The sequence below is a fragment of the Nitrospira sp. genome, from assembly GCA_016788885.1.
Taxonomy (GTDB): Bacteria; Nitrospirota; Nitrospiria; order Nitrospirales; family Nitrospiraceae; genus Nitrospira_A.
This window is the reverse complement of sequence record JAEURX010000008.1, coordinates 58,003-84,042: the sequence shown is the minus strand read 5'-3', so window position 1 is coordinate 84,042 and position 26,040 is coordinate 58,003. Positions and strand designations below refer to the sequence as shown.

Annotated in this window: 21 protein-coding genes and 1 tRNA gene; 21 read left to right on the top strand and 1 reads right to left on the bottom strand. The window is 56.5% G+C overall.

The window, feature by feature from the left end; translation table 11 throughout:
* Nucleotide 1 precedes the first annotated feature (1 nt).
* From lpdA to JNL86_01835, 4 genes are all read left to right on the top strand, one after another.
* On the top strand, nucleotides 2-1,429 hold the full coding sequence (gene lpdA / locus JNL86_01850) for a dihydrolipoyl dehydrogenase (protein MBL8041647.1): 1,428 nt from the start codon (nucleotides 2-4) through the stop codon (nucleotides 1,427-1,429).
* On the top strand, nucleotides 1,426-1,971 hold the full coding sequence (locus JNL86_01845; GenBank protein ID MBL8041646.1) for a helix-hairpin-helix domain-containing protein: 546 nt from the start codon (nucleotides 1,426-1,428) through the stop codon (nucleotides 1,969-1,971). Before lpdA ends, JNL86_01845 begins: the two co-directional genes overlap by 4 nt.
* The gene (locus tag JNL86_01840; GenBank protein ID MBL8041645.1) at nucleotides 1,968-3,185 is read left to right on the top strand and encodes a tyrosine--tRNA ligase; all 1,218 of its coding nucleotides are present in this window, start codon (nucleotides 1,968-1,970) and stop codon (nucleotides 3,183-3,185) included. Before JNL86_01845 ends, JNL86_01840 begins: the two co-directional genes overlap by 4 nt.
* Before the next feature lie 68 nt (nucleotides 3,186-3,253).
* Nucleotides 3,254-3,328: transfer RNA gene (locus JNL86_01835), tRNA-Gly, on the top strand.
* Between the two features lie 239 nt (nucleotides 3,329-3,567).
* Here JNL86_01835 and JNL86_01830 read toward each other — a convergent pair.
* Entirely contained in the window at nucleotides 3,568-4,275 is a 708-nt protein-coding gene (locus tag JNL86_01830) for a response regulator transcription factor (GenBank protein ID MBL8041644.1), read from the bottom strand.
* Between the two features lie 1,141 nt (nucleotides 4,276-5,416).
* Here JNL86_01830 and JNL86_01825 point away from each other — a divergent pair.
* The 17 genes from JNL86_01825 to JNL86_01745 all read left to right on the top strand — a co-directional run bounded on the left by JNL86_01825 (nucleotide 5,417) and on the right by JNL86_01745 (nucleotide 26,019).
* Nucleotides 5,417-5,692 (top strand): transposase, encoded by a 276-nt coding sequence (locus tag JNL86_01825; protein MBL8041643.1) that lies wholly within the window; start codon nucleotides 5,417-5,419, stop codon nucleotides 5,690-5,692.
* Nucleotides 5,693-5,851: 159 nt separating this feature from the next.
* Nucleotides 5,852-7,585 carry a sugar transferase gene (locus JNL86_01820; protein MBL8041642.1) on the top strand — a complete coding sequence of 578 codons (1,734 nt, stop codon included), beginning with the start codon at nucleotides 5,852-5,854 and terminating at the stop codon, nucleotides 7,583-7,585.
* Nucleotides 7,585-9,819 carry a hypothetical protein gene (locus tag JNL86_01815; protein MBL8041641.1) on the top strand — a complete coding sequence of 745 codons (2,235 nt, stop codon included), beginning with the start codon at nucleotides 7,585-7,587 and terminating at the stop codon, nucleotides 9,817-9,819. Before JNL86_01820 ends, JNL86_01815 begins: the two co-directional genes overlap by 1 nt.
* Nucleotides 9,816-10,619 (top strand): class I SAM-dependent methyltransferase, encoded by an 804-nt coding sequence (locus JNL86_01810; protein ID MBL8041640.1) that lies wholly within the window; start codon nucleotides 9,816-9,818, stop codon nucleotides 10,617-10,619. The genes JNL86_01815 and JNL86_01810 overlap by 4 nt, the downstream gene beginning before the upstream one ends.
* Complete coding sequence (locus tag JNL86_01805; GenBank protein MBL8041639.1) at nucleotides 10,612-11,886, top strand: hypothetical protein; 1,275 nt, start codon at nucleotides 10,612-10,614, stop codon at nucleotides 11,884-11,886. The genes JNL86_01810 and JNL86_01805 overlap by 8 nt, the downstream gene beginning before the upstream one ends.
* A 7-nt stretch (nucleotides 11,887-11,893) precedes the next feature.
* Nucleotides 11,894-13,276 carry a glycosyltransferase family 39 protein gene (locus tag JNL86_01800; protein MBL8041638.1) on the top strand — a complete coding sequence of 461 codons (1,383 nt, stop codon included), beginning with the start codon at nucleotides 11,894-11,896 and terminating at the stop codon, nucleotides 13,274-13,276.
* Nucleotides 13,277-13,316: 40 nt separating this feature from the next.
* Nucleotides 13,317-14,549: a glycosyltransferase family 4 protein gene (locus tag JNL86_01795; protein ID MBL8041637.1), complete on the top strand. Its 1,233-nt coding sequence runs from the start codon at nucleotides 13,317-13,319 to the stop codon at nucleotides 14,547-14,549.
* A gap of 19 nt (nucleotides 14,550-14,568) precedes the next feature.
* Nucleotides 14,569-15,357: a class I SAM-dependent methyltransferase gene (locus JNL86_01790; GenBank protein MBL8041636.1), complete on the top strand. Its 789-nt coding sequence runs from the start codon at nucleotides 14,569-14,571 to the stop codon at nucleotides 15,355-15,357.
* Nucleotides 15,358-15,430: 73 nt separating this feature from the next.
* Nucleotides 15,431-16,387 (top strand): NAD-dependent epimerase/dehydratase family protein, encoded by a 957-nt coding sequence (locus tag JNL86_01785; protein MBL8041635.1) that lies wholly within the window; start codon nucleotides 15,431-15,433, stop codon nucleotides 16,385-16,387.
* An 86-nt stretch (nucleotides 16,388-16,473) separates the two neighbouring features.
* Nucleotides 16,474-17,784, top strand: coding sequence for an oligosaccharide flippase family protein (locus JNL86_01780; GenBank protein MBL8041634.1), 1,311 nt, complete (start codon nucleotides 16,474-16,476; stop codon nucleotides 17,782-17,784).
* Nucleotides 17,781-19,181, top strand: coding sequence for an O-antigen ligase family protein (locus JNL86_01775; protein ID MBL8041633.1), 1,401 nt, complete (start codon nucleotides 17,781-17,783; stop codon nucleotides 19,179-19,181). Before JNL86_01780 ends, JNL86_01775 begins: the two co-directional genes overlap by 4 nt.
* Before the next feature lie 108 nt (nucleotides 19,182-19,289).
* Nucleotides 19,290-20,294: a glycosyltransferase gene (locus JNL86_01770; GenBank protein ID MBL8041632.1), complete on the top strand. Its 1,005-nt coding sequence runs from the start codon at nucleotides 19,290-19,292 to the stop codon at nucleotides 20,292-20,294.
* A 24-nt stretch (nucleotides 20,295-20,318) separates the two neighbouring features.
* Entirely contained in the window at nucleotides 20,319-20,921 is a 603-nt protein-coding gene (locus JNL86_01765; GenBank protein ID MBL8041631.1) for a polysaccharide biosynthesis/export family protein, read from the top strand.
* A gap of 66 nt (nucleotides 20,922-20,987) precedes the next feature.
* Complete coding sequence (locus JNL86_01760) at nucleotides 20,988-22,316, top strand: outer membrane beta-barrel protein (GenBank protein MBL8041630.1); 1,329 nt, start codon at nucleotides 20,988-20,990, stop codon at nucleotides 22,314-22,316.
* Between the two features lie 59 nt (nucleotides 22,317-22,375).
* The gene (locus JNL86_01755; GenBank protein MBL8041629.1) at nucleotides 22,376-23,527 is read left to right on the top strand and encodes a glycosyltransferase family 4 protein; all 1,152 of its coding nucleotides are present in this window, start codon (nucleotides 22,376-22,378) and stop codon (nucleotides 23,525-23,527) included.
* 40 nt (nucleotides 23,528-23,567) lie between these two features.
* Nucleotides 23,568-24,371 carry an aldo/keto reductase gene (locus JNL86_01750; GenBank protein MBL8041628.1) on the top strand — a complete coding sequence of 268 codons (804 nt, stop codon included), beginning with the start codon at nucleotides 23,568-23,570 and terminating at the stop codon, nucleotides 24,369-24,371.
* Nucleotides 24,361-26,019, top strand: a complete 1,659-nt coding sequence (locus JNL86_01745; GenBank protein ID MBL8041627.1) for a GMC family oxidoreductase — start codon at nucleotides 24,361-24,363, stop codon at nucleotides 26,017-26,019. Before JNL86_01750 ends, JNL86_01745 begins: the two co-directional genes overlap by 11 nt.
* Nucleotides 26,020-26,040 lie beyond the last annotated feature (21 nt).

Below are 26,040 nucleotides of genomic sequence, written 5' to 3'. Positions count from 1 at the left end.
TATGTCGAAGCATCTCGCAATTCTTGGCGCCGGTCCCGGCGGGTATGTGGCGGCGATTCGCGCCGCTCAGCTGGGCGCGCGTGTGACTGTCATTGAAAACCAGGCGCTGGGCGGTGTGTGCCTCAATTGGGGCTGCATTCCGAGCAAGGCGCTGTTGTCGGTCGTTGAATTGGGCGATAAGGCCAAGAAGGCGAAGGACTTCGGGATTCTGCTGAACGGTCCGGTCGCCTATGACCCGGCTGTCATGGTGGCGAGAAAAAATAAGGTCGTTTCCACGCTGGTCAAGGGCATTGCCACACTGTTTAAGACCTGGAACATCGAGCATGTCGAGGGTACGGGTGAGTTGGTCGATGCCCGGACCATTCGGGTGACCACGCCTGATGGGACCGTTACGCAGGCGGCGGCCGACGGAATCATCATCGCAACCGGCTCATCCTGGCCGAACTTGCCGCTCTTCCCTATCGACGGGACGCAGATCATGACCAGCAAGCAGGCGCTGGATCTCGCGCGAATCCCGGCCAGCCTTCTGATCGTAGGTGGTGGCGTGGAGGGCTGTGAGTTTGCCTCGCTCTATAGCGGGCTGGGAACTGAGGTGACGCTGGTCGAACTAGTGCCACGACTCCTGCCGCTGGAGGATGAAGAGATCAGCCAAATGATGGAGCGGGAATTAAAGAAGCGGGGAGTGGACATTCGCACCGGCGTCACGGTCGACCAGATCGTTCGGCAACCCGACGTGGTGACGGCACATTTTCGCGACGGACTCTCCCTGAACGTGGAGCAGGTGCTGGTCTCGGTTGGACGAGGGTTCAATTCGCGTGGGATTGGCTTGGAGCAGGCCGGGGTGCAAGTCGGCGCACGCGGTGAAATTCTCGTGAATGAACGGATGGAGACGAATGTTTCCGGCGTCTATGCCATTGGTGATGTCGTCGGGAAAGCCATGCTCGCGCATGTGGCCTCCCAACAGGGCAAGGTGGCGGTCGAAAACTTCATGGGGCACAGCCGCAGCATTGATTATGATGTCATCCCAACCGGCATTTTCACGTTACCTGAAATTGGCCGTGTGGGGTTGACGGAACAGCAGGCTCGGGAACGATCCATGGCCAATGGCCAGGATCCGCAACAGGCTGTAAAAGTTGGGCGTTTTCGCTATGGGGGATTGGGGAAGGCTCAGGCGACGGGGGATATTCAAGGATTGATCAAGGTCGTGGCGGATGGAGCGAGTGACCGAATTCTCGGCGTCCACATTCTCGGCGCTCATGCCACGGACCTCATCCACGAGGCCGCCCTAGCGATGCAGGCTGGTACGACGGTTTCACGCGTGGCGGAGATGATTCATGCGCACCCCACGCTGGCCGAAGGATTGATGGAGGCGATGGAAGACGTGCATGGGCATGCCATCCATCTTGCGCGAAAGCCATCCACGTCATGATGCACTCGCTCCTCATCAAGGTTGCCATGCTGGCTGTCACGCTTGGTGCTTTGCTGTGGATCGCCTCGGTGACACCCGTGACGAAGGTCATGCCGCCTCAGGCGCATTTGCCCGCACTGGCGCCCATCACCACAGCCTCGTCGGCACAAGTGCCCACTCCGTCCGTTGTATCAACGCCCAAGGACCCCAGTGCCAACCAACCGGCCGTCTGGCCGGTCAGGCCTACGGTCAGGCCGGTGGGGGAAATTGAGCGTTCGTTTCAGCAGGCAACGCCTCCTGCCGATTCCCGCCCGACCTCTCAGGCGACGCTCCGGCCCGTCGATCTCAATCAGGCCACGGTCGCCGATTTAGAGGCCCTCCCGGGAATCGGTCCGAAGTTGGCCCAGCGGGTGATTGAGCATCGTGATGAACGTGGCCCGTTCCACAGCGTGGAGGAGCTTCGGCAGGTGAAGGGCATCGGCCGAAAGAAGTTCGACCGTCTCCGCCCCCATGTGCTTGTGACTAACACTCGATCGTTGGCCAGACATAAAGGAACCCTGTGACTCCCATCGCGCAACAGCTGGATCTTATTCTTCGAGGTATTGTTGAGGTTGTTCCGTCGAACGAGTTGGAAACAAAGTTGGCTCGATCGCTTAAGGACAACCGGCCACTCCGGGTCAAGGCGGGGTTTGACCCCACAGCGCCGGATCTTCATCTGGGCCATACCGTCTTGATTCACAAGCTCAAGCATTTCCAAGATCTCGGGCATCAGGTGATCTTTCTGATCGGCGATTTCACCGGCATGATTGGTGATCCGACGGGACGGTCCGAGACCCGCGTCGCCCTGTCGAAGGAAAAGGTGCTCGAGAATGCCAAGACCTACGAGCGCCAGATCTTCAAGATTCTGGACCCTCAGAAAACGCAAGTCGAATTTAACAGCCGGTGGATGAGTACCATGACGGCCGACGGATTGATTGAGTTGAGTGCCCGGTACACGGTCGCCCGTATGCTGGAGCGTGAGGATTTTCACAAGCGGTATACGGAGGGCACGCCGATCAGCATCCACGAATTCATGTATCCCTTGATCCAAGGATACGATTCCGTTGCGCTGAAAGCCGATATTGAGTTGGGCGGGACCGATCAAAAGTTCAATCTCCTGATGGGGCGGGATCTGCAACGAGATTACGGGCAGGAGGCGCAGGTGGTGATCACTATGCCGCTGCTGGAGGGAACCGACGGCGTCCGCAAGATGAGTAAGAGCTTCGGCAATTACATTGCCTTGGAAGACAAGCCCGCTGACATGTTCGGCAAGCTGATGTCGATCAGCGATGCGTTGATGCATCGGTATTATGAGCTGCTGACCACTGAAGACTTGGCGCAGGTGAAATCAGCTCACCCGATGGAGGCGAAGCAGGGGTTGGCGGAGCGGATCGTCGCCCGGTATCACGGGGCTGAAGCCGGGCGGGATGCCCGAGCCGCATTTCAGCAAAAATTCCAGGCCCGGGAGTTTCCGGAGCAGCCTGATGCACATGTTGTGTTGACGCCTGCCGATGTGAAAGATGCGAGCGCGCCGTCGATCGGCCTCGTCGACTTGATCGCGAAAACCGGGCTGGTCCCGAGCAAGAGCGAAGCCCGCCGGCTGATCGTTCAAGGCGGGGTAGAGATTGAAGAGCAGAAGATGACGGATGCGAACGCTGCTGTCCCGTTATCGGTTGGCACGACGCTCCATCTGCGTGTGGGGCGACGGAAGTTTGCTGTGGCAGAATATAAAAGCTGACCCGGACCCGTCCAGCTGCCTTGACTTAGCGTGGGCTACGGCGTAGGATTCGTGTTCTCTTTCTCGGGGCGGGCGTAGCTCAGTGGTAGAGTCCTTGCTTCCCAAGCAAGTTGTCGTGGGTTCAAATCCCATCGCCCGCTCCAAAAAACCCATTCATCAGCCGCAGTTTTTGATCCACGGCAGTGCTCCGGGCAGGGCCTAACACTGAAGGTCCGTTCATTCTATCTGCCGTGTATTGCGTAGATTTCGTCGAATAGTACGGCGTCTAAGCAGGTCTGATGATACCGTCCTTGGGACGGTCGTGGCTAAGTGGAATTGTGATGGCGCCGATGGCCAAGGACGATCGGGATTGCTCCCAATCGTGGCTGGTCGACGCGTTGTCCTATGCCAGCGCGGGCGGGCGGGTCAGTCCGTTCTGGTGTGCCCGGATCAGTAATTTCTGGCGATTCGAGACGCCGAGTTTGTCGAAAATGTTGGTGAGGTGATGCCTGACTGTGATGCTTGAAATGCACAGGCGATCTGCAATGTCTTTGTTGGACAGTCCTTCACTCACTAATCGCACGACTTCCTGCTCCCGCTCCGTGAGTCCATCCAAACGTTTAAGTTGAGCGGAGACGCGTGGGATCAAGACGGGCAGTTCCGCCGGGCTGCTGAGATTCGGGCAGTTGTCTTGTCTGTCGAAGGTCAGCAGCGCTTCCTCGTTTGCCTTGGCAAGGTCAGCGATCGTGGCGATGAGCACGGCCGAAGGCTGGACCTTGAGCACAATGCCGTCGATCCCGGACGCCAATGCCTGACGGGTGCGTTCCACATCATCGAATCCACTCAACAGAACAATCTTAATGGCTGGAACGGCATGTTTGATTTTCCGGACGAGGTCAGGAATGGCCTGATCATTTTCCGCGTCGAGAATGGCGATATCCGGGTGATCGCTTGCCAGCAGTTGGTCCAGGTTCGCTCCGTGAGCAGTTTCTCCGATGAGCTTGATCCAGGTTTCCGCTTCAACAATCCGCTGCAAACCGAGCCGCAGAAGATAATTACTGCTGATAATAGCCACGACCGTTTTGGCCACTTCTGTTTCGGTTTTGCTCATCACGCCTCCTGACCGGCACGCATGTTCATGTGATCGCCGAGTCATTCGGAAATCAGACTACGTAATAAATAAAATACTACGCAGTGAACGCTAGGTTGAATAGGTGATTCCAGACACCTTCGACCGCGCATAATCGCACACCTGCTGAGTGCCAGGCAATCGGTAAGTTTCATCAAGAAATCGACCCAAAGGCTTGTCCATCACCATCTTTCGCCGATGGACTGTCTACGTAAAGTAATCGTTCGTGCGCACAAAAATGTACACACGTTAAGATACTGGGGGGAATGCCTCGTGTCTTCGCAGGTTCGAAGGGTGTGAGATCTCCCCCTCATTTGCCTCTGTACAATGCGCGTAATTGTTCTCATCTACCTGCCAGCGATGTTGCGGCAGATCAAGTCGTGCGTGTGATGCCATTTTGCGGAATCGCGCCGTCGAGTTTGTCGGTGTTGTCGATACATCCTCGAGAGTATACGGCTCACGCCATCCCTCACCGCACCGCTCTCTTGCCGTGCTCTTCTTCTGTCACCCGCTCAGAACGGTCTATGAGTGAACGCCGAATCTGGCGCAGGGCCAATCGCCGCACGATGCCTGTGCGGACGCGCATTGGAGAATGCCTGGATGTGAGGCCGAACGCTCGTAAGAAAATATTCTGCTGCATAAGTAATCGGTCCACGGAAATTGTAGTGCTTGTCCAAACTACGAGGGCGTTCCCTGGTGTGCCTACTAGGCTGGAGAGTCAGGCGCCGCCCGCGGTCTCAGAATTCCAGAGAAATTAAATGGACGCATTTCTCGTCGCTCCAGATCGAAGAGTGTCGTGAGGTCCGTGACCAGCACAAACGTACGAGTTGCCGGCAGGTTTTTCGGTGGGTTGATAGGCACCAATATCCGATGTGTGTTGTCGCACGACACTGTATAAGTGCCCCGCGCCGAAACGAGGCTGTCGCCGACCGATGGCATGGAGTGAGATGTGTTCATGGCTGTGCCTAGCGGAGAGCTTCGAGAGACGCGTCGAATTCGATTCTTCTCGTGCTGAATGGGATCGTCTGATTTCGCAATCATGCAATGTCATGCAGGGGAAATTGCTGTCGGTTTCACGATAGCGTCGTTCTGAGCTATGGACTCGATCGGACATTGTTAAAGGATGCGCTCTCAATTCACTGACCGGCAAAAGCAGCAAATCCTCAAAGAGGGACACTCGAAAGGCGGGGTTACACGCCTGTGCAGGAAATATGGCATTTCGGTCAGCACCTTTTATCGTTGGAAAGCTAGGCTTGATGTCCCAAAGCCTGACCCAATGCTTCATTTACGTTCCTTGCAGCAGGAGAATCGGCGACTCAAACATCGGGTCGCTGAACTCTCGCTCGACTACACGATCCTTCGGTCCGCATTGATTAATGACAGGGAAAATGAATGTTGATGTGTACGACGACGTGGCTGAGTGGGGACAGATGCAGATGCGTGCAGGCATGAGCAGTTTCTCGAACATCATGCGGGGACATACGCCGAATCGGCTAGAGCCTCAGGCTCGTCAGGCTGCCCAGGTTGTGCGTTTCGCCTCCACATTGGAGCCCATCACATGAAAGCTGTGATCATGGACGGTGCTCCCGGTACTGGAACAATGCTGGCGTTTCCCGTGGGAAACGAGCTGCTGATTAACCATCTCCTGTTGATGTTGAGAAGGCACGGCATCCGCGAGGTCGCAATCGTTTCTTGTGAGCAGGACCCGCACATACGAGAGGCAGTCCGTCAGGCCGGTCAATCCGAGAACATGGAGGTGCTCTGGCGGACGGAAAGCGTTTATCGGGGCACTGCCGGCAGTGTGGACGCCGTAAAAGACTTTCTCGACACACCGACCTTCCTCGGTGTGCATGCCAACGTCTATGTGCGTGAGCTTGATTTGACGGCGGCATTTCGCCTTCACGACCAGTATCGCGCGAGCATTACGTTGGTTGCGCAGCGTCGAGGAGGTACTGATGATACCTTGGAAAGCGTAGAAATCGACCCAACCGGTCTTGTGTCGCGGGTCAATATTCTCCATTGGTCGAGAAATCGTCGTAGTCAGCTCGCCCCCTGCGGATTGTACGTATTCGACAGGTCCGTGCTCTCGCACATCCCGCGCGATGAATATTTTGACGTAAACGAACAACTTGTCCCGCTCGTCAGAAGCCGTGGAGGCGTCGTTCGTGCCTACGAAGTCGACAGCGGCGTGCATGCCATTACCAGCCCCGAGGATTATCTCTGGTTGAATCGCGAGATCTTGCTGAAGAATCTGCAACACTCCCCTCGCGGTGATAGCCCTAAGAGTGGCTTGGACGAGATCGTCATCGGAGAAAATGCAGAAATTTCTCCGCATTCGTTTTTGCTGGGGCCTCTTGTGATTGGCCGTAACTGTGTCGTGGAAGATCATGTTCATCTGATAGGCCCTGCGGTCATTGGACCGACGTCGTACCTCGAGAAGGGGAGTTTGGTGAGGGAAAGCGTGTTGCGACCAGGCACGCGGGTGCGAGGAAACGCCAGGGTGGAGTATTCGGTGGTTGGTGGGGACGAGACGGTGCCTGAGGGTATGCAACTGCAAAGCATGTACTGGACCAGTGTGGAGCCTGGAATGCACGAATCCCGTCGTGTGGCCGAGCAAGGTTCTCCGATCAAGATGATGCCGCGTTCCCGACGCACCCAGCGATCTTCGACCACAGGGGAGGGCGGTAAGTGGGGTCGGTCTGTCTACGGCCTTATCAAATCCATTGTCGACAGAACCGGTGCCGCAATCGGATTGGTGCTGGTCGGCCCCCTGATGATTCTGATTGCCGCCGCGGTCAAGCTGGACTCGCGCGGGCCGGTATTTTTTTCGCAGAAACGTTGCGGGAAAGACGGGCGGGAGTTCTGGATGCACAAATTCAGAACTATGGTGCCGGATGCGGAGCAGCGACAAAAAGACCTGAAAGCCAAAAATAGCGTCGACGGACCGATGTTCAAATTGGAAGAAGACCCGCGCGTCACACGGGTCGGCAAACTGCTCCGCAAAACGAGTCTCGATGAGTTGCCGCAACTGTTGAATGTGCTGCGGGGAGAAATGAGCCTGGTTGGACCTCGTCCGTTGGCCTACGACGAGATGAAATTCTGTCCGACGTGGCGTGATGCAAGGCTCACGGTTCGTCCGGGCTTGACCGGACTCTGGCAGGTGAAGGCGCGCAATCGCAATCGCTTCTCGGAGTGGATCCGATACGACCTCGAGTATGTTCGTCGGCGTTCATTGGTGCTGGATGTGTACATCCTGATACGGACTGCTCGTGTGTTGCTGAAAGGAGTGTAATGACCGTGTCGTACCCGACTGGGATTCCAGAAACGAAATCCGTTGAGGCTCCAAGCCGATCTGCGTTTGGTCTGAGAGAACACCTGATTACCGTGTTTCGTCAGAAACGGATGTTGCTGACCATCATCGGCGTCGCGACCATTGTGGCCGGTCCCGGCTCGTTTCTGATGACGAATATCTACAGCGCCGAGGTCCGATTGCTCATTCAGAATGCGCGAACTCCGTTCAGCATGAGCACGCCCTTGACCGGCCAGGTCTTTACCCCGTCCGATATCACTCAAAAAGACGATGTGGCGACCGAAGTGCAAATCTTCACCAGTCCGATTCTCCTGGACAAACTCGTTGATTACTTCGGCAATGAACGCGTACTGGCATCGATGCGTGGACGGTGGGACTGGGTGGCCGATCTGCCGAAATCTGTCTTGAAGCAACTGGCCGGGTTGCCGCCGATTGCTCAAGCGCTGGCGGCCATCGGGTATGCACCAAAACCTGAGAATTTGCACTATCAAGCCGTGCAGCAGATTCGCTCTCATTTAAATGTGGAAGGCGTTCGGCAAACGCATGTGTTCGTAGCCAGTTTGGATTCTCCTGATCCCAATTTTTCAGCAGATGCACTGAATGCTTTGGTCGGAATCTATCTGGACCATCAATTGTCGATCCGCAAAGGAAAAGGTGCACGGGAGTTCTTCGACGAGCAGACAAAACAGATGCGCGGAGAATTGCAGCAGGCCGAACTCCGGCTGCAGTCCTTCAAAGACAAATGGAATATCGTGTCCATCGAGGATCAGAAGCGGCATCTCCTGCAGCAGGTCACGCACACTGAGGCCGCACTCCGCGAAAGCCAGGTTCAAGTCGCTGAAACCGAAGTGCGCATCACTAAGTTAAAGGAGCGATTAGCCGGGCAACAGGAAGCCATTCCGCTGACGAACGTCTCGGAACGGAATCCGATGCTGGACCAACTGAAGAACCGGTTGATGCAGATGGAGTTGGAGTACGCGCAGTATGTGCCGGACAGCCCGGCCGCAGCCGAACTCGTGCGGGAAATCGCCGCGGTGCGTGGGCGTCTGCAAGCGGAGAGTGCGAAAGTCACGGGTGCTGCAACCTCCGGTGTCAATCAGACGTATCAGGAATTGAAGCGTACGTTGGTGATGGAGGAAGGGCGCCGGGAGAGTTTGCGTCCACGACTGTCGGAACTTACCAAGCAATTCAAATCGTATCGAGACTCGCTGAACGTTCTGGATCAGCGAGAGATGGAATTGCAGGGATTGATGCGCGAGGTCAAGGTGAAGCAGGAAGCCTTCGACGTCTATCTCAAAAAGGAGGAAGAGTCGCGGATCAATGAAGTGTTGGACCGAAAGGGAATCTCGAACGTCAACGCGATTGAGCATGCGACGGCTCCTCAAACACCCATTCGACCCCGTAAATTCCTCAACATTCTGATCGGATTATTGATCGGCGTAGTTGGTGGATTCGGATTCGCTTATGCCTCGGAATATCTCCGCCGGACGTTTGTGACCCGGGAAGAGGTTGAAGACACGTTGGGCAAACCTGTGCTTGCCGCCCTTCCGCTTGTCCGTCCCGGCACTTCCGATACAGGGAGTTGTGACCTCGAATTGCGGCACACCGCTCAACAGATCATCCGTTCGTACCACGAACGGGGCTTGCGAACAGTTCTGGTGGCCAGTGCTCTCCATGGCGAGGGCCGTTCATATGTGGCCGGTGCACTTGCAGGAGTGCTCGCCGATCAAAAGTTCCGTGTGTTGCTCATTCGCTTCGAGGCGGCTGGCCAGGAGAAGTCTGGTGTGAGCGAGGTCGCCGTCGACATGACACAAGCAGCGGCGCCTGGCCACTCGATGCCCGATGTCCCCGAGCCGACTGACCATCCGCATCTCCATTGTCTGCTGGTTCGGCATAGGAATGGAACAGCCCTGGAGTTTGCCGAGTCTGTGGGAGAGATCGCGAAGACCATGCGCGACCGTTTCGATTTGGTTCTCATCGATGGACCAGCGTTGACATCGTTCCCGGAGATGCGTGTGGCCATTGCGGGAATCGACGGTACGGTTTTGGTGATCGAAGCAGAGCGCACGGTCTCCGTGGCGGCCTCAAGAACAATCAGGACGATTGAGGCGGCCGGTGGGCACTTGTTGGGCCTCGTGCTGAACAAGCGACGGTATATCATTCCGGACTGGATCTACGGGCGGTGGTTGGCGGCTGGTGGGAGGGAGGGAGTATGAGCAAGTCGAGCGTGGGAGGAGCGGGAGTCATGCAGGTGAATGAGATGGCGGCTCCTGTGGAGGGGTTTGTTCGGGAAGACGGGTGGTATGCCCCCTATGACTACTGGCTCACCTTATGGGGATTGTACGACCTCTATGCCTATGCGTTGGCCTTGCTTGGTGATGTGAAAGGGAAAGTGCTTCTGGATTGCGGCTGTGGTCCTGGACACACATCGGTGATGCTCGCAAAACGCGGTGCGACGGTGACGGCCTTCGATACGGCAGTGGGCCAACTTGAGACAGCAGGCAAGCTGGCGGCGGTCAACGGCGTGAATGTGACGTTTCTTTGCAAGCCGTTTGAGGAACTGGATTTCCCGGATGCGAGTTTCGACCTCGTGTTTGGGACGTTCGTCTTGCACCACGTGGATCTTCCCAGGGCCAGCCGGCAGATCGAGCGTCTATTGAAACCAGGTGGGAGGGCAGTGTTTATCGAAAACTCCGCCTTGAATCCGCTGTTGATGTTTGCACGAAACAAGGTGTGTGGGCGTCTTGGTGTTCCGCAATACAGCGACGAGCATGAACACCCCCTGACACGAGAGGATATTGCGACATTGCAACGTGCGTTCCCCGGCGACTGCACCATCCACTTCCCAAGTTTGTTGTTCTTCCGCCTGCTCGACTTCTATGTGTTTAAGAAACGCCTCCCGTGGATGACGTCGTTGCTCCTCCGCTGTGATCAGGTAGCCGGATCGATTCCCTCCCTTCGTCGGTATGGCTATCTACAGATTGTAGAACTCGGCAAGAGGCCTGTGGGTGCGTAACGATTTCTCAATACGCAGGGAGAGTTTTGGGCTGATCCTGTCGGTCGCGGCGGGCCTCGTTCTCTATGCCGCACAGGCCAGTGCGGCATCGATGCCAGAAGCGACCACTGGGTGTCGAAGCGATGTGACCGTGCCGAAAGCTGGCTGGAAATCATCCGCAGCCCAAGTCTCGCTTGAGGCTCCCAGCCATGGCGCCTATATCGGCATGTACAGCATCGGTCCGATTCTGGATGATCATCGCGACTTCGTTTCAAAAACTGGGCATGTCCCAGCGATTGTCTTTACCTTTCACGATTGGGTTTCCGACGATGATTGGAACTCGTCCTCACCGCGTCTGCGCACCTTTGCAGATCCATTGGAGTCTGCCTCGATTAGCCCTCTTCAATTGGCAGGTGAACTGCACAAGCATGGCGGGGTGTTGGCAGTGGCGTGGGCCATTCAGTGTTGTGACTGGGACTCTACCCTATTTTGGTATGGGTTCAGGAAACCGACGGTTACGGTTGCGCGTCTGCTGAAGGGAGATTTTGACCCATACATTGTGACCGTGGCTCGTCAGATTAAAGCCTTCCGACATCCGATCATGCTCACGTTGTTCAGCGAGTTCAACTATCAGGGCATGATGGTGTTCGGTAAGCAGGGCGGGGAGCGCCTTGACGATACCGAGCATCTCTGTCGCTTGTACGGTGATCCGACGTGGCCGGATGGGCCGGAGCGAATTCGAGACGCCTTCGTGCATGTCATCGAATTGTTTCGGAAAGAAGAGGTTCAGAACGTTACCTGGTTTATGTACGCCGGTTCGCACTACATGAATCCGAACCATGAAGACTATAACGCCTGGTTGCACCCGAAATTCTTCTATCCCGGCGATGAGTATATCGAGTGGGTAGGTCAAAGCGCCTATTTTATTGACCCACGCATCCCACCGAAGCTCCGGCAGCAAGAATTGCGCACCTCGATTACGGAGGCCTTGGCCCCTGGGTATGCGGCCTGGGGGAGCGTCACGCAGCGACCCTTGTTCCTTCCTGAGTTCGGCATACTCGGGGATGGACGCAGCAGTCGCGCGCGAATCATTGAGGAAGTCTTTCGCGAGGTGCTGCCCCGATTTGACCGAGTTCACGCCGTCACCCTCGCACACTTTAAGATTGCCCAAGATTTCTACGAAGTCCCGCGACTGGGTGTCTATCCCGATGAGGAACGCGCCTGGAAGCGGGCAGTTCTTGAGAATTCGGAGTATCTGAAACACGCTTCGTTTAAAGGCGGAAAGTAGTGTGTCGATGGCGCTGAACCGGCCTTCACGATGGCTCTGCATGTGCGCACTCTTTGCCGTGTGTTTGATCCTGCGCACCGGTGTCGCGCTGCTGATCGATTCGTCGGTGCACGTAATCAAGCGGGCGGATGTGTACTCGGAGATTGCTGCAAATCTGACCCATGGACACGGTTTTGTGGCTGAGCCAGAAAGCGAGGCCATTCTCTGGCGGGCGCCGGCGTATCCCGCGTTCCTTGCGGCGGTTTACGAGCTGTTCGGCGAGCACAACGAGATCGCGGTGCTTCTCGCTCAAGCGGTCTTGGATTCCATGACGGCTATGCTGATTGTGTACATTGGAACGCGGCAGTTCGGCCCGACGGTGGGATGTGTGTCTGCGGTCCTGTTTGCTCTTCATCCGCTCTCCGCCTATTACACCCTTCGGTTTCTGACTGAGCCGCTGTTCACGTTCGTGTTCACGGCGTCGATCGCTGCATGGGGCGCAGCCATGCAGACACGGCGCCTGACCGCGTTTGTTGCGGTCGGTGTGTTGATTGCCGGAACAGCATTGGTGAAGCCGGTGGCGCTAAGTCTCTGGCCCTGTCTGGTCGCCGCCGCGTGTTACCAGTTCCGAAGAGCCCCCGTCTATGCGCTCTCCGTCTCGGTAGCGATGTCCATCGCATGCCTTCTGGTGCTCACGCCTTGGGCACTCCGCAACCATCGATTGACTGGTCAACTCGTGGTGGTGGCTACGGGTGGGGGCTATGCACTGTGGTTGGGTAATCAAACAGTGAGTGAAGGGCTGGAGGATTGGGAGGTTGATACGGCCACCCGTGAGCACTTGGATAACCTGCGTGGTGCCGTGATGGCAAAGACGGAGGGTTCCGTTCACAGACTCATGGGGGTATCGAATCACCAGACGGCGCCTTCTGCGACTCATCCGGTCCAGATCACAGTCGAGGAAGATCGTGCATTTCTTCACGCGGCGTGGCGGGAGATTGTCGACCATCCATTCGAGAGTGCGCTGCTCACCGTCAGAAAAATGTTTCGATTCTGGTTTCGAATCTTTCTCCCCGACAATCGTTGGGCGCAATCGTACATCGTCGTGTTTCAGACGGTGTCGTTGGCGCTCGCTCTCCTTGGTATCCGGTACGCCGAGCGTCGGGAAGAAGTCTTCCTCGTTTTGGTCGTACCGATCCTTGTGTTGGTCGCGGCTCACGCCGTCACCTTTTCCACGATTCGATACAGCATTCCTACGATTCCGGTTATGACGGTGTTGGTGACGGCCGGACTGCGCGAGTTGGCGAGTCGGTGGGTGGCATCGCACAGCGTTGGGGGAAATCGTTGGTTGAGGCTGTCACCGGTTAAAGACCTCGCTGCCATATATGGGCTCTATCGAGGGAGACGTTCGTGATGATGCTGGAGACAAGTGGTGCTTCGGTGTGGAGCTTTAGATGAACCCAATTCGTGTTCTGATCATTCGCAACTGCCGTGGGATCACAGGCATGACTGGAGGGGAGACCTATCTGCTCTCGCTCTTAAAAGGGTTTGACCCGAAGAAAGTGCGCTGTCTGTTGGTGTGTATCGTGAATCCGGCACTCGGGGAAACCACTTGGCTGAAGGAATTGAAACAGACGGGCTTCGAGTACGTCACGATTCCTATCGGCAATCCGTTCAATCTACGTGATGTCTTCGCCGTGAGCGCGTTGATCAAACAATACCAAGCCGATGTGATCCACGCGCTGGATCACCGTTCCGATCTGATCGGTATTCTCAGTGCGAGACTGACCGGGCGGCCTGTTGTTGCCTCTTTTCTCGGATGGGTGAATTTTGCGAAGGGCTCGTGGCGCGCCACCGTGTATCCATGGATCGATCGAATGATTCTTCGGCGACTGGATGCCGTTATCACCGACTCCGTTGCAATCGGCACGGAGTTGCGGATGGGGAAGCAGGATCCCCCCGTGGTCGCCATACGCAATGGCATCGACACTGCGTGGTTTGATCCTGCTCGGACGCTGGCACCCTCATCCGTGTCGAGTTTTGCTGCCGGCGGCGATTACGTGTTCGGAATGGTCGGGCGTATTCATCCGGTGAAAGGTCACCTGAACTTTTTGACGGCGGCTCGCGCGATTCTTGACCGGTATCCGCGTAGTCGATTCGTGATTGTCGGCACTGTGCTGCCCGGATTCGAGTCCTATCGCCAGACTCTGATTGATTATATCGCAAGGCATGAACTGACCTCGGCCGTTTTGATGGCCCATGTCTCGTTGGCGGAGATTCCGGCGGTATTTGCTGCCTTGGATGTGTTGGTGGCGCCGTCGTTTGCCGAAAGTTTCAGTTTTACGATGCTCGAAGGCATGGCGATGGGAAAGCCCGTGGTCGCGTCGGATGTGGGCGGCGCCTCCGAAATGATCACTGACGGCCAGACAGGCTATTTGGTACCCGTGGACAACGTGCCAGTTCTCACCGAGACGTTGCTCAGACTGAGAGAACAACCTGAGCAACTCAAAGGGGTGGGCCTACAGGCCCGAGCCAAAATTCTGCAGGATCTCAGCTTGGCTGCCATGGCTGAGCGGACGTATCAGGTCTACGACAGATTGGTGAACCTTCGGCCGGATCGGAATAGGGCGCGTTCGGTCCAAGAAGATTTCAGACGCCAACTTAGCGAGATCGCCTGTAAGTCATGACGGAAGGTGGGAGGTTGTTGTGAAGCAGATACTCAAGACATCGCTTGTGAAGGGATTTGCCATGCTGGGTCTCCAAGCCGAGTTTCACCAGAAGAAGCGCGATACGGACATCGTCTTCTTCGACAAGAACACGCTGGAATACTTTCAGCAGAACCATCCGCGAATGGCGCTCTATCGGGAAGGTCTTGTCAAGTCGGGGATGGAATGGGTGGACAACTTCCCGCTGCAATGCCGCCTGTTTAGCCTGCAGCAAATGGTCGAATTGGCTGCGCGCAGGAATATCGACGGGGAGTTTGCGGAGTGTGGATGTTGGAAGGGGCATTCGGCCTACATCATTTCGAAAATTCTCGCGCGTCACAATTTTTCGCGGTCGTTCCACATTTTTGATTCATTCGAAGGCGGACTGTCGGACAAAACCAGTGAAGACGTTTCCGACTATGCACGGCAGACCAAAGAAGAAGCCGAATTTGAAAAGAATTGGTTCTCCTCCACCATTGAGGACTTGAAGAAAGCGCTCGTGGGGTTCGACTTCATTGAAATTTACAAGGGATGGATCCCCGATCGATTCCCCGAGGTGGAGCACAAACGATTTGCATTCGTGCACGTTGATGTCGATTTGTACCAGCCCACGTTGGACAGCCTGAAATTTTTCTATCCCAGGCTGATGCCAGGGGGCGTCATCGTCGTGGATGACTACGGATATAGCGTGTTTCCAGGAGCGAAACGGGCCGTGGATGAATTTGTACGGGATATCGACTGTTCCCTCTTTTATGAGACGCCGATGGGTAGCTGCTTCATTATCAAATGATAGGCCAGTAGTCTGGTTCGGAATTGGCGGTCTTGCGGTAAAGCACGTGTTTCTCACAGGAAGTGAGCCGGATATGAAAGTGTTGGTTACAGGCTGTCATGGGTTCGTGGGAAGCAGCATGGTTCGATACGCCCTCAGCAGAGGACACCAGGTGTTGGGCGTTGCGCAATCGAAGCGTGGCGAACCGATCGAAGGCATGGCATTCACACACTGCGCCCTGGACCATCCGGAATTCATCACTGCGGTAAATGGGTATGCCCCAGATGTGGTGGTGCATGCCGCCGGTTCTGCCTCGGTAGGGCGCTCTTTTCAGCAACCTCGAGAAGATTTTCTGAAGGCCGTCGAGACCTGGGGTGCGGTACTGGAGGCGGTTCGAAAATCCGATGTGGATCCGTTGGTTATTTTTCCGTCCAGCGCTTCAGTGTATGGCAATCCGACTCTGCTCCCAGTTACCGAGGGCGCGAGCCTTCGCCCGATTTCACCATATGGATTTCACAAAGTCATCTGTGAGCAGTTGGCGCAGGAGTATGCGCAATGTTTCGGCCTAAATGTGGTGACGGCCAGACTGTTCTCCACAATCGGACCCGCTCAGCAGCGGTTGTTGGTATGGGAACTGTTTCGGCAGGCGATTGACGACAATCCTTATCTGACCATCCAGGGTACGGGGACCGAAACTCGTGATTTCCTGCATATCGACGATATTTGTCGGTACTTCCTTGGGATTGCAGAGCGGCAGCCGAAGGGATTCTGGGCGGTCAATATTGCCTCGGGGGTGTCTACGTCGGTCAGAACCATGGCGGAGATCGTCACACGTTTGGTCGGGAACCAGAAAGCGATTGTGACGCTGAATCGAGAATTGCCAGGCGACCCCAAACATTGGCAGGCGGATACCTCGCTGTTGCTGGATTTGGTGCCATATCAGCCTGGTGAGATTACGAAGGGATTGGAGCATTGTGTGGCGCACTGGTCAGCGGACGTGACCCGCACCGCCGGGGCGTTGATACCTCGAGGCACGGAGGTGCGATCGTGATCTCGCGGTGTCTGCGATTATTGTGGTGGGGAAGTCGTATGCGTACTCCTTGTCCTGTGTGCACATAGAGGTTGGTGTTGGCCGGTATGCGAAACAGATGGTCCGGGATGAAGGCTCTGACGCAGCAGACTGCGCTGGTGTTTGCCGGAAAGATGACCGGGGCGTGCCTGGGGTTTGCGATGAGCTTAATCGTCGCGCGCCGAATGGGACCGGAAGAGTTTGGATTGTTTTCCCTCTTCATTGTGATCCTGATTCTTGGGAACGATATCCTCGGGGACGGGCTCAGTCCCGGCGTGGTGCGCTTTTATTCCATGTATCGGCAATCCGATCCTCCTAAAGCTGCTGAAGTACTCAGTAATGCACTTGCGCTGCGAGTGATGCTCGGTCTTCCGGTCGTCGTGTTGGGTATCGCTGGGAGCGTCTATTTTGCCAATGTCGTATCTGATCGCTCGGACTACGTGTGGCCAGTGGTATTGGGTCTGATCGGGTCGTTCGGAGCGGCGCTCTGGAGTTTTGCGCTCTGTGTCTGGCAGTCGCGTGAGGAGTTTGCGGTCTATGGTGGGATGGTCGCGTTGGTCAACTTGCTACGTATCGCCAGTGTCCCACTATTGCTCTGGGCAGGGTGGTTGTCGCTGGGGTCTGTGATGGGAATGCATGTGTTGTTCTACTACGCGTGTACTGTAGGAGGCCTCTGGCTCCTGCGTCCTCATCTGTCGATGTACCGGCTCGACAAGTCACTGGTGCGTGAGCTGCTTCGGTTTAGCAAGTGGCCCGCCATGGCGAGTCTCTTCTTTATTCTGCAGATCAATCTCGGAGTGCCGGTGCTAAGTTATCTGGCCGGTGCCCGTGAGGCCGGGCTCTATGGAGCTGCATCCTCATTGCTCATGGGGGTCGATTTTTTGACGGTCAGTCTGGTGACAACCTTACTGCCGAAAGTGACCCAGCTCACCGGGCTTGACCAGTGTCGATCCTACGTTCAGCGGTCGTTCCCGCTCTATGCGCTGATTGCGGTGGCCCTCCTCCCGGTTCTGTACGTTGCCCGTCCGCTGGTGCTGGCCTTATTTGGCCCTGCGTATGAAGGCACAATATTGATCTTTCAGGTGCTGTTCCTCGGCACGCTGGGAACGTTGGTGACTCATCCGCTGTATTTGGTGTTGTACACAATGAACCGCCCTCAGTGGTTTGGCCTGATCCAAGGCTTCGCGTTGCTGGGGTGGATTCTCGCCGGAATGTTTCTCATACCGGCATATGGTGCGCTTGGGGCCGCATGGACCACCCTGATCGCCCGCCTGCTTCAGTCATTGGCAATCGTCGTCATTCTGGGATTCGCCCTGGGATTTCTGTCGTCGTCCAAACGCAGACCAAGCCCCCTGGCGGAATGGATACGAGGCGCATGAGGCCGAATCTTGGCGCTCTGGCAGCGCCCACATTCATTGGAGCGGCATTGGGAGCGTCCGTGCTCGCGCTTTCGACAAAGGCATTGGCGATCCTGATCGCAGGGACCGCCTTCGGCACGATGGCCGCATCGGTGGCGTTTCCCTACTATATCCTGGTGGCGACCATTCCCGTACAAGTCGACTTGATTAGCAGCATTACCGTCACCAAATTGATCACCCCCTTGACCATCGGCATGGTGACCTTCAACGCGCTGACTCATCGAGGGCCGTGGCCGCTGGTCATGCGATGGCCTGCCGGTTACCTGGCCGGCGTGTTCTTTTTGGCCTCGATCGTCTCCCTGGTGCTTGCCGAGGGATTGCGCGGTCTGCCTGGAGAGGCGGCTAAGATTCCCGTCTATGGGGCACTCTTCTTCTTGACTCTTACGTTCAATCGCACGCCTGAGGACTTTCGCCGCTTGCTGTGGGTCATTGCCTTCACGGGCCTCGGAGAGGCGCTGATCACTGCAGCGCAGGTGCATTACGGGTTTGTGATGCCGGGCGACTGGCGGAAGAATCTCGGTCAACCCGGCGAAGGTGGTGTGGATGGGACGCTCAGCGCCATCCTGGACGGAAAAATTCGCGCTGAAGGCACGACGTCGCACCCGATTATGCTGGCCAGCTTTTTTCTCATGGCGATTCCCTGTACCGCATTTTTATGTCTTACGGAATCGCGCATCACGATACGGATCATGCTTGGAGGCATGTTGTCGCTGATGGGATACGCTTGGTTCTACACGTTCGCCAGAAGCTCAATGATCGGATTTGTGGTGATGTCGGTCGTCGCAGTGTTCTTTCATTCCCGCGCCGTCCGGATGTTGCTCCCGGTTGGGGCGTTGTTGGTTTTCACAGGGTTCCTGAGCTATCAGGCAATTTCAGAGTCTTTCTCGACCGGAGTACATGCCATAGAAAGCGGTGGGCTCTTCGGAAAAGCCGATGTCAATGAAGCGAGCGGAAGTTGGGAGTTTCGCTTGGAGTCGATCGTCGGGGGCTGGAGGCTTTTCTGTGCCCATCCTTGGTTCGGTGTCGGTTTCGGTCAGTCCATTTGGCATTACACAAAATACTTACCGGCTTGGGCAAATCACTCTTCCCATCCATCCACGATTCACAATGTCTTTCTGGAAGTGGCGAGTGAACTGGGTGTGTTCGCGCTTGTCGCCTTTCTGGGGTTGTGGCTCTGGGCACTGATGTCCACGAAGCGCGGCCTACCACACCCGGAATTGCGGCCGTACGCTATTCTGATGTGCAGTATCATTTTCGGGCAGATGGCGTTCCTCATGATCACTCCGATGGTGCGTGAGATTTGGCTGACATTGCCGATGGCCATTGCGATTGGAACCATGGCGAGGGCAAAGGCGTGATTCAGTAGGCAAGCCACCGGGCGGTGGTTATGAGCGGCGGTGGTTTTTAGTGTGAAGCGATGTGTTCGCACACCGCTTGCGCTGCTCCAGATCGGAAGTGAGGTACTCATGGGAATACGTGTATCGGTTGTCATCCCGGCTTACAACGCCACGAAGACAATTCATGACGGCCTGGACGCTTTTGCGAAGCAGTCCTTTCCGGCAGGCGAAGTCGAACTGATCATTGTCGATGACGAATCCACAGATGGTACGCCTGAATATATCGAGCGGCATGTGACAGACTGGGGGGCAGCGCAGCCCAAGGTGCGCGTGCTTCGTCAGGCCCATCGAGGCCCGGCGGCGGCCAGGAATCTTGGAGCAGAAGCCGCTCAAGGAGAGTTTCTGCTATTTACCGACGCCGATTGTGTGCCGCATGTCGATTGGATCAAGGAGATGGTCGCGCCCTTTCAGTCACCGGCAATTGCCGCTGTCAAGGGCGCGTACAAGACGAAGCAACGAAGTCTCGTCGCGAGGTTTGCACAGGCCGAATTTGAGGCACGGTATCGTCAACTGGCTGCGGCAGAATATGTGGACGTAGTGTTTTCCTACTCTGCGGGATTCCGACGCGAAGTCTTCCGCTCGATCGGTGGGTTCGACACGAGCTTTCCCGTCGCCGACAACGAAGACACAGATCTTTCGTACCGGGTCGCCACAGCCGGCTATAAGATCAAATTTAACCAGGCAGCGATTATCTATCATCAACATCCGTCGACCCTCACGCAGTATCTTCGCAAGAAACACAGTCGGGCCTATTGGCGAGTCATGGTGTACAAGCGGTTCCCAGGGAAAGCGATCCGTGATTCCTACACCCCTCAAACGCTGAAACTGCAGATCGGTTCGGTGGTGTTGGGTGCCGGCGCGCTAGTCCTCAGTCCGGTTGTCCCCCATGCCGCGTCTGTGGCTGGGCTTGCCGGCGGTCTGTTTGCCGCCACGGCGGCTCCGTTTCTATGGCAGTTGCCGCGTGAGGATTCTGGATTGCGGCTGGCTGCACCATTCCTATTGGTGTGCCGGGCCGCGGTGATGGCCACCGGGCTGATGCGCACGGTGCCGATGTTACTCAGTAAGACCAATTAAGTTCACGTTACGGAGGGGCGAGTCATGCAACGAATTCTTCGCACGATCTGGGTGGTTCTCTTTATGGCGTTGTGTTTTGCGGGTGGAGCACAGGCATCTGAGCCCGAAGCGGCGTTGGTGCCGACACCGGAAATGGGCTGGAGTGGCCCGTTCCGGTTGGGGGCAGGGGATGTGCTGAATGTCTTCATCTGGAAACACAAGGAGCTCTCGACTATTGTCACGGTCCGTCCGGACGGAAAGATCAACTATCCATTGATCGGCGAAATTGAGGCAAAGGGACTTACGCTGGGAGAAATCGAGGAGCGGATCAACAAACAGCTCAAGCAGCACATCCAGGACCCGCAGGTCACTGTGATCTTGGAGGCCACGCACAGTTTCCGCATCTTCGTCCTGGGCGAAGTCATGCAGCCTGGTGTGTTTGATTTGAAGGGCCCGGTCACCGTGATTCAAGCGTTGGCGATGGCGCGCGGTCTGACCACGTTTGCTTCGCGAAATAAGATTTTCATCGTGAATCCTGGCCGAAGCGGAGAGCAGCGGATTCCATTCAACTACAGCAAGTTTGTGCAGGGTGAAGATAGTAACCAGAATGTCATGCTTCGGCCTGGAGATACGGTGATCGTTCCGTAGCCGCGACGATCACTCACAACTCCGGGACGAAAGCGAAGTCGCGTGTTACAGAGAATGCAGGGCCTGATGACAGCCGTGGAAGGCAGCAGCAGGCGGGACACCGTGTTGAACGGTGGGAACGTGCTGGTCGATGTGGTGTTCCGTTGGTTGCGTCTTCCGATGGTGGGGATGGCATTGGCGGCGTGGCCCTGGCTGACTCCGTCGATAGTCTCGGCGGAGGAACCGGACAGCGGGGAGTTTGTTCGGCCGAAGCGAGAGTTCGGCGAGTTGCCATCCTGGCAGAATCAAATGGGGTATGAGCGAATGCCGACCTCCGAGAAACTATTGCTGGGTGTTCCGACTCGCCGGGAGGGGGTTACGCCACGCCTCACCGTCACCGAGCAGTATACGGACAATGTGTTTTTTACGGCTCAGAATCGCGGAACCGATTTCATCACGAAGATTGCACCCGGACTCGGATACACCACCTCGGGACGGGATGGGCAGCTGACGGCTGATTATTCGATAGAGTCCAGAGTATATGCGAACAACACGAATCAAAACCGCGCCGTGTCGCGGCAGAACGGAGAATTGTTCGGATTGTGGAATCTGAGCGATCGGACGACGGTAACGTTGTTTGAACGGTTCGAGTCGTTTCAGGATCCTACTGAGCAAGTGACACCCGGGGTCATGGGCGCCTTTGGACGAACCTCAATCAATCTCGGCGCCTTGATGATGCGACATCGTCTGACGCCGTCGGTGGATCTACTGGCCAACTATGCCAACTTTCTCTGGTCCACTGAGACGCCGGGTGCCAACAACAGTATGACTCACGAAGGTGAGATAGGGGCAAGAGTACGGGAAACTGAGTGGGGGCGGACCACGCTGAAGTACCGGTTTCGCTTCTTTGACTTCGACCAGGGGCGGGACTTTCAGTCTCATTCTGCTCTCCTTGCTCAGGAGTTCGATCTGTCGGAAACGTTGGTCGTGAGCGGAACAATTGGAGCGGTACGCGTGGAACCTAACCCTTCCACGATCGAAGTGCTTGCGCAGGCTTCCATCAAGAAGTCGATCGGCAACGCCTTGTACGAGATTGGTTATATGCGCGATGTGTTTCCTCCGTCGGGAGGCCTGAGTCAACCGCTTGTCGGAGATTTCATCCGAGCCTCGACGAAAATTCGTCTTGCGAATGACTTTCTGTTCGATGCCGGGTTGACCTGGGTTTTGACGAGCACCAGCTCGGACGATTTGACCGTGCACACACTGAAGTGGAACGTCGGCATTTCGTATACCCCCGCCTCCTGGTTTGTGACGCGACTGGGGTATGACATGTTCGATCAACGGGAAGACATTTTGGGGACTTCGGCGAATCGCCTCGCCAACAAAGTGAGCTTACGGCTGGTTGCGACGTTCTGACCGGGTGTGGTGGAGCAATCCGTGCGCGGCATGATGTACAAGAAAAGGCGGCAGTAGAAATGGGAACAGCGACCGACGGATTGCGCGTTATGTTCATCGCCCCGGCTCCCAGGGCCGGCACGGTGCAATATACCCATAACCTAGCCAACGCACTGGCAGACAGAGGGCATTGCGTAGCGCTTGTGACCGGGTTGGGATTTGAATTGGCGGATTATCCCAAACGGTACAGGGCGCTCGAGGTGTTTGATCGATACCGACCCAGACCGGTCAGGCTGTTGAAGTGGCTTTGGTATTGCCTAAGGTTTCAGCCGCAGATCATTCACCTTCAGGGGGCCCAGCATCCGGCTCTGTATATTCTGCTCTGGATGATCTTGAGAGTCATGAGTCAGGCCACATTTGTGTATACCCCGCAGGATGTCTTACCCAACTCGTTGCGACCGTATCACATCAAGGCGTTTCGCTTTCTCTACGCCCGCATGAGGCATGTATTTCTCAATGCCAAACAGAATGAGCCGCTGGTCATCGAACATTTTTCGGTACCGCGCGAACGGATCACGGTGCTACCGATCGCTGACCTGACCGCGTTCGTGCGAACGCATGCGGCGCGAGAGTCGCCGAACGTTCCGGATGGCGCTCATGTCGTGCTCTGCTTCGGTCTGATTGAGCCGAGAAAAGGCATCCATACGCTGCTCTCTGCCGCACCGGAAGTCATTCGGCAGGTCCCGAACACGCTGATCTTGATCGTCGGAAAACCCTTGATGGATATCGCTCCCTTGCAGCGTCAGGTGGAGGAGTTGGGGCTGCAGGAGCGCGTGCGGTTGGTGCCGGAATATGCCAGTTTTGCACAAATGGCTGGCTACTTCACCGCCGCCAGGTTTCTCGTTCTGCCGTATGAAAATGGATGGAACAGTGGGGTCCTCGCCTCGGCGTTCGGGTTCGGGAAGCCGGTGATCGCCACCCGGGTCGGTGGATTTGATGAAGTGGTGACGGATGAATCGACGGGATTGCTCGTGCCTCCGAAGGATCCAGACTTGTTGGCGAAAGCCATGGTGCGACTGCTGAGAGATGAAGCGTTGTACTCACGCATGAGTGCGAATGTCCGAGCGGCCGCGACTGAGATCTCCTGGGAGACTATTGCGGGTCTGACCGGGGCGCGGTATGCGGATCTCCTGAGGACGGGAGCTGATTGTGCAGTATCGCAGGCTCGGTAATTCGGATCTGACTCCCTCTCTGTTGGGTTTCGGGTGCTCGATGATCGCCTCACTGGCGACCCGCCATTCGCCCGGCGAAATCGAGGCGACGCTCCGTGCAGCAAGAGATTCCGGCATTACCTTCTTCGACACGGCGGACGTGTATGGACAAGGTGATAGCGAGCGACTGCTCGGGCGTGTCTATCGTGATCAGGGCGACGGGATGATTCTTTGCACCAAAGCAGGTTTAACAGTTGGTCCGGTGGAAGGCCTTGTTCGCATGGTCAAGCCGGTCCTGAATGTTCTGCTGCGGCGCTGGCCGTCCGCCCGTGGGGCCACAACACGCACTCGGCGTTGTCAGGAGGGGCAGTGTTTCAATCCGGACTATCTCTGTCGCCGGATTGAAGGAAGTTTGCGGCGCTTAGGCGTGGATCGCATCGATCTCTTCCTCTTGCACAATCCTCCGGTTGATCTTCCCCAGCGCAATGAGGTGTTTGAACTCTTGTTGCGTTTGAGGGCAGACGGGAAGCTGCGTCACTTCGGAGTCTCCTGCCGTTCATTGGAGGATGCCGATTCATGGGTCGAGCACCCGGGCGTCGCCTGCGTGCAAGTTCCCCTCGACCGTAGTCGAATTGAATCGGCCCTGCCGCTCCTGGAACGTGCAGGTGTGCTCGGCGTCGGCGTGATTGCGCGCGAGATTTTGTCCCATGACGCGATGGCTGCCGGGTCCGTATCCGCCGCATTCCGGCCGCTCGTTCAACGCCCGGAGGTTGGGGTGATGTTGGCCGGCATGGGATGCCGGACGCATTTGCGCGAAAATCTCGGTGCGATCGAAGAAACTCTGAGGTGCGTCCATGTTGCTTGACGCGAAAACAGTCCCAGATGGACAGATGCTGTCGGCGGACGTCTGCATCGTGGGGGCAGGGGCTGCTGGTATCACTCTGGCCAAAGAACTCGAGGCGACTGGGAAGAGCATCATTCTCCTGGAGGCCGGGGGGAAGACACGTGCCGGCGAGAGTCAAGCGCTCTATCAGGGGGCACTCAACGATTCGGTCCGCCACGTCCCCTTGGATCAAGCCCGGTATCGCCAACTCGGAGGCACCACTTCGCTGTGGGGGGGACGTTGTCTCCCGTTCGATTCTCTCGACTTTGATCGACGCGACTGGGTGTCGTACAGCGGCTGGCCGTTTTCGCAGAAAGAGATGCACGATTACTATCGACGTGCGCATGTGTACTGCGAGTGTGGGGCATACGACTACGACGTTGCTTCAGCGCTTCCCGGTGCATTCCCCACGATGTTGCCTGGCTTTGAGGATGGAGATGTCTGTACCTCAAGTCTCGAGCGATGGAGTCCGCCGACTCAATTTGGCAAGGTGTATCGATCCGATCTGACCAAGGCGAAACATGTGCGTGTCCTGCTGCACGCGCCTGCAGTTGAATTGCACCCCTCGCCGGACGGGACCCGAATCGAGTCGGTTGAAGTGGCGACGTTCGCGAGGCGTCGTTTTCATGTGCGCGCGCACACTATCGTGCTGGCGGGGGGGGGGCTGGAGACTACGCGGCTGCTCCTGGCATCACGGAGCGTGCATCAGGGAGGGATCGGCAACCACTCGGACTGGCTGGGGCGCGGGTACATGTCCCACATTCATGGGGTGATCGCGAGCGTCACGCTCACGGCTGGGCAAGAGGTGATGTTCGGATACGAAGCCGATCCGCAAGGAGTCTTCTGCAGGCGACGGATCGGGTTTTCAGAGGCTGCTCAGCGACGTCACGAACTCTTGAATCTGTATATGCTTCTCGATCGGCCGCTGCTCGGAGATCCCGGTCACGGAAACGCCGTGTTGTCGGCCACGTTCCTGCTCAAACGGCTGTTGGGCGGAAGGCAGCAAGAGGAACTGGGAACGGGCAAGTACGCACTGTATTGGCGGCATTTGAAGAACATCTTGATGGGATCGCCTCAAGCCCTTTCGGTGCTTCCCAAGTTTGGCCGAAAGCGCTTACTCCAGCGGCGACGTATTCCCTCGCTGCTCATGCGGTCCCGTTCGAACACATACTATCTCTATTTTCAGAGCGAGCAAATTGTGCATCGGGACAATCGCGTGACCCTGGATGATGTGCAGGACGAATTGGGGATGCCGCGATTACGGCTTCACTTTCAGGTGACAGCGCAGGATCGGGAGAGCGTGCAGCGAGCGCACCGGCTTCTGGATCAAGAGCTTCGGAGGCAGGACTGCGGCTATCTAACGTATCTCGGGGATGACGTGCCGCAATTGATGCACGATGTGAAAGCCGTCCTGGGGCATCATATTGGGACCACGCGCATGGCGGCTGATCCTGCGCAGGGGGTGGTTGATGAACACTGCCGAGTGCATGGCGTCGACAATTTGTTTGTCGCCAGCAGTTCGGTATTTCCGACGTCGAGCCATGCCAATCCGACGTTGACCATCGTCGCCATGGCCTTGCGCGTCGCTGATCATCTCAAGAAGACACACTCGGGTATCATACGGGACTGAAACCGTATAGTTGTGAGAAAG

What these genes read in the sequence shown, in the direction of transcription:
- JNL86_01765 (MBL8041631.1), top strand. Translation starts at nt 20,319, where the DNA reads ATGCAACGAATTCTTCGCACGATCTGGGTGGTTCTCTTTATGGCGTTG.
- JNL86_01815 (MBL8041641.1), top strand. Translation starts at nt 7,585, where the DNA reads ATGACCGTGTCGTACCCGACTGGGATTCCAGAAACGAAATCCGTTGAG.
- JNL86_01825 (MBL8041643.1), top strand. Translation starts at nt 5,417, where the DNA reads ATGCGCTCTCAATTCACTGACCGGCAAAAGCAGCAAATCCTCAAAGAG.
- JNL86_01810 (MBL8041640.1), top strand. Translation starts at nt 9,816, where the DNA reads ATGAGCAAGTCGAGCGTGGGAGGAGCGGGAGTCATGCAGGTGAATGAG.
- JNL86_01770 (MBL8041632.1), top strand. Translation starts at nt 19,290, where the DNA reads ATGGGAATACGTGTATCGGTTGTCATCCCGGCTTACAACGCCACGAAG.
- JNL86_01755 (MBL8041629.1), top strand. Translation starts at nt 22,376, where the DNA reads ATGGGAACAGCGACCGACGGATTGCGCGTTATGTTCATCGCCCCGGCT.
- JNL86_01750 (MBL8041628.1), top strand. Translation starts at nt 23,568, where the DNA reads ATGATCGCCTCACTGGCGACCCGCCATTCGCCCGGCGAAATCGAGGCG.
- JNL86_01800 (MBL8041638.1), top strand. Translation starts at nt 11,894, where the DNA reads ATGGCGCTGAACCGGCCTTCACGATGGCTCTGCATGTGCGCACTCTTT.
- JNL86_01775 (MBL8041633.1), top strand. Translation starts at nt 17,781, where the DNA reads ATGAGGCCGAATCTTGGCGCTCTGGCAGCGCCCACATTCATTGGAGCG.
- JNL86_01795 (MBL8041637.1), top strand. Translation starts at nt 13,317, where the DNA reads ATGAACCCAATTCGTGTTCTGATCATTCGCAACTGCCGTGGGATCACA.
- JNL86_01820 (MBL8041642.1), top strand. Translation starts at nt 5,852, where the DNA reads ATGAAAGCTGTGATCATGGACGGTGCTCCCGGTACTGGAACAATGCTG.
- lpdA (MBL8041647.1), top strand. Translation starts at nt 2, where the DNA reads ATGTCGAAGCATCTCGCAATTCTTGGCGCCGGTCCCGGCGGGTATGTG.
- JNL86_01760 (MBL8041630.1), top strand. Translation starts at nt 20,988, where the DNA reads ATGACAGCCGTGGAAGGCAGCAGCAGGCGGGACACCGTGTTGAACGGT.
- JNL86_01745 (MBL8041627.1), top strand. Translation starts at nt 24,361, where the DNA reads ATGTTGCTTGACGCGAAAACAGTCCCAGATGGACAGATGCTGTCGGCG.
- JNL86_01845 (MBL8041646.1), top strand. Translation starts at nt 1,426, where the DNA reads ATGATGCACTCGCTCCTCATCAAGGTTGCCATGCTGGCTGTCACGCTT.
- JNL86_01780 (MBL8041634.1), top strand. Translation starts at nt 16,474, where the DNA reads ATGCGAAACAGATGGTCCGGGATGAAGGCTCTGACGCAGCAGACTGCG.
- JNL86_01785 (MBL8041635.1), top strand. Translation starts at nt 15,431, where the DNA reads ATGAAAGTGTTGGTTACAGGCTGTCATGGGTTCGTGGGAAGCAGCATG.
- JNL86_01830 (MBL8041644.1), bottom strand. Translation starts at nt 4,275, where the DNA reads ATGAGCAAAACCGAAACAGAAGTGGCCAAAACGGTCGTGGCTATTATC.